Genomic DNA, 2,154 nt, shown 5'->3' with positions numbered 1-2,154 from the left:
GTGACGGTCGAACGGCGATGGCCGTCGCGGGCCACCCTCCGACCCCGCCGCATCGGGCCGTCCGCTGGCCCCCACCGGAACGTTTTTGTCCGGTTCGGACGACCGTTCGACCGTCTTCTCACGGCCGTAGCCGCAGCACCCTGCGGCCGGCCGGTCGCCGCCCGTCACGCGGCGAACACCATGCGACGAGACACAGACGAGAGACGCGACAGACTCGAATCGGCCTCCGACTCACACCGAATCGTCCGCCGACTGCGCGACGTGCCGCCGCACGAGGTGTACGAGGTGCGCGTCGACGGCCGCCGCGCCGTCTACAAGCGAGACACCGGACCGACGGGGAGCGCCGGCGTCGAGGGGCGTGTGACGGCGTTCGTCGGCCGGGAGACGTCCGTCCCCGTCCCGGAGGTGCTCTCGGTCGGTGACGACCACTACGTCGCGGCGTGGCACCCCGACGCGCCCGAACCCGACGCGGCGCGGGTCGCGGACGAGACGTGGGCGCGCGCCGCCGGTCGTACGCTGGCCACCCTGCACGCGGAGACGGAATCGCACCTCGGAGTCTTCGGCTCGTTTCGGCCCCGCGACGGGGCGGACCCCGTGACCGACGACGGCGCACCGCGCGTGGACGGCACCGAGGACTGGCGCGAGGCGGCCCTCGCCGAAGTCCGGCGGCGTCGCCCCGTCCTCGCCCGCTACGGTCACGGCGACGTCGCAGACGCCGTCGTGGCCCTTCTGCGTGACCGCGCGGACGCCTTCGCCGGCGCCGGCCCGCCGGTCTGCTGTCACGGGTGGGCCACTCCCGAACACGTCGCCGTCGCGGACGGCCGCGTCGCGTGCGTGGTCGACTTCGAACACGCCGTGGCCGCCCCCGCCGGGTTCGACTACTGGCGCACCGTGCTACCGACGTTCGGCGGCGACGACGCCTCGTCGACGGCGTTCCGCGAGGGCTACGAGTCCGTCCGGTCGCTGCCGTCCGGGTTCGACCGCGCGCGCCGTTCTACGCGCTGTTGAACGAGGTCTACTACGTCGAATCGCTACACGTACAGGACCAGCACGGGCCGCGCGAGACGGCCGAACGCGCGGCCCGCCTCCGCGAGAACATCTTCGAGCGGGTCGAACGGCTCTCGTGACCGGTCGCGCCGTATCCCGTCGTCGACTCCCCGCGCCGCACCGCGCCGGCGGCGAGTCGCTTTTGCTCCTCACGTCCCTAGTGGGGGCGTGACACGCTTCGACGCCGTCGTGTTCGACCTCGACGGGACGCTGTGCCGACACGACCAGGACGCCGACGAGGTCTACTTCGGGGCGTTCGAACGCGCCGGGGAGGACCCGTTCGCGCGCCGGCGGACCTCTGGGCGGCGCTCGACGGCGCGCCGGACCCGCAGGACCGACTCGGCTACCTGCGCGACGGCTTCGGCGCCGTGGCCGACCGCCACGGCAGACGCGACGCCGACGTCGACGCCTTGGCCCGGGGGTTCGACGCCGTCGTGGACAACGGTGCCGTCTCCTTCCTCGACGGCGCGGAAGACGGCTTGGCCGCGGCCCGTGACCGCGCCGCGGTCGGACTCATGACGAACGGCCCCGAGCACCGCCAGTCGACGAAGCTCGCGTCGTTGGGGCTCGAAGACGCCTTCGACGCGGTGGTGTACGCGGGCGACATGCCGCGCCGCAAACCTCACGCGGACCCGTTCGACCGCACCGTCGCCGAACTGTCGGTGTCGGCGTCGTCGACGCTGTACGTCGGTAACTCGCTGGAGTACGACGTGGCGGGCGCGCAGGGGGCCGGGCTCCCCGTCGCGTGGTGTCCCGAGGACGGCGACGCCGACGCCGGGACGTACGACCCCGACTACGTCCTCGAATCGCTCTCGGAACTCGCCGCCGTGCTGGACGGGGCGCGCGGATGAGGCGGACGGGCCGAACGGGGAGTCGAGGGCAGTGAGCGACGTCGCCACCGTCCTCGAACGCGAGTTCCCCGGCCGGTCCGTCGCCTCGGCGACACCGGCCCGCCGCGGCAACACGAAGGAGACGACACTCGTCGCCTTCGCCGACGGCGGCGGTGCAGTCGTCCAGTTCGCCGCCGACGCCGCGGCGTTCCGGACCGAACTCGCCCTCGCCCGCGCCGTCCTCAGCGACCCGCCGGTCCTCGTCCTCGACGAGGCC

At 73.5% G+C, this 2,154-nt stretch carries 2 protein-coding genes and 2 pseudogenes; all 4 read left to right on the top strand.

Features of this window, described 5'->3' with window-relative positions:
* Positions 1 to 180: 180 nt before the first annotated feature.
* Positions 181 to 1,008: a phosphotransferase family protein gene (locus GJ632_RS21085; protein ID WP_191453947.1), complete on the top strand. Its 828-nt coding sequence runs from the start codon at positions 181 to 183 to the stop codon at positions 1,006 to 1,008.
* Positions 1,005 to 1,127: a hypothetical protein gene (locus GJ632_RS24915; protein ID WP_255473624.1), complete on the top strand. Its 123-nt coding sequence runs from the start codon at positions 1,005 to 1,007 to the stop codon at positions 1,125 to 1,127. Before GJ632_RS21085 ends, GJ632_RS24915 begins: the two co-directional genes overlap by 4 nt.
* Before the next feature lie 88 nt (positions 1,128 to 1,215).
* A pseudogene (locus GJ632_RS21080) lies at positions 1,216 to 1,898 on the top strand (HAD family hydrolase).
* Positions 1,899 to 1,929: 31 nt separating this feature from the next.
* Positions 1,930 to 2,154: pseudogene (locus GJ632_RS21075) on the top strand (hypothetical protein); the annotation flags it as partial.

The organism is Halogeometricum sp. CBA1124 (assembly GCF_009741955.1).
Lineage (GTDB): Archaea > Halobacteriota > Halobacteria > Halobacteriales > Haloferacaceae > Halogeometricum > Halogeometricum rufum.
Note: the sequence above shows the minus strand (reverse complement) of the source record. Positions and strands in the feature narration are given on the sequence as shown.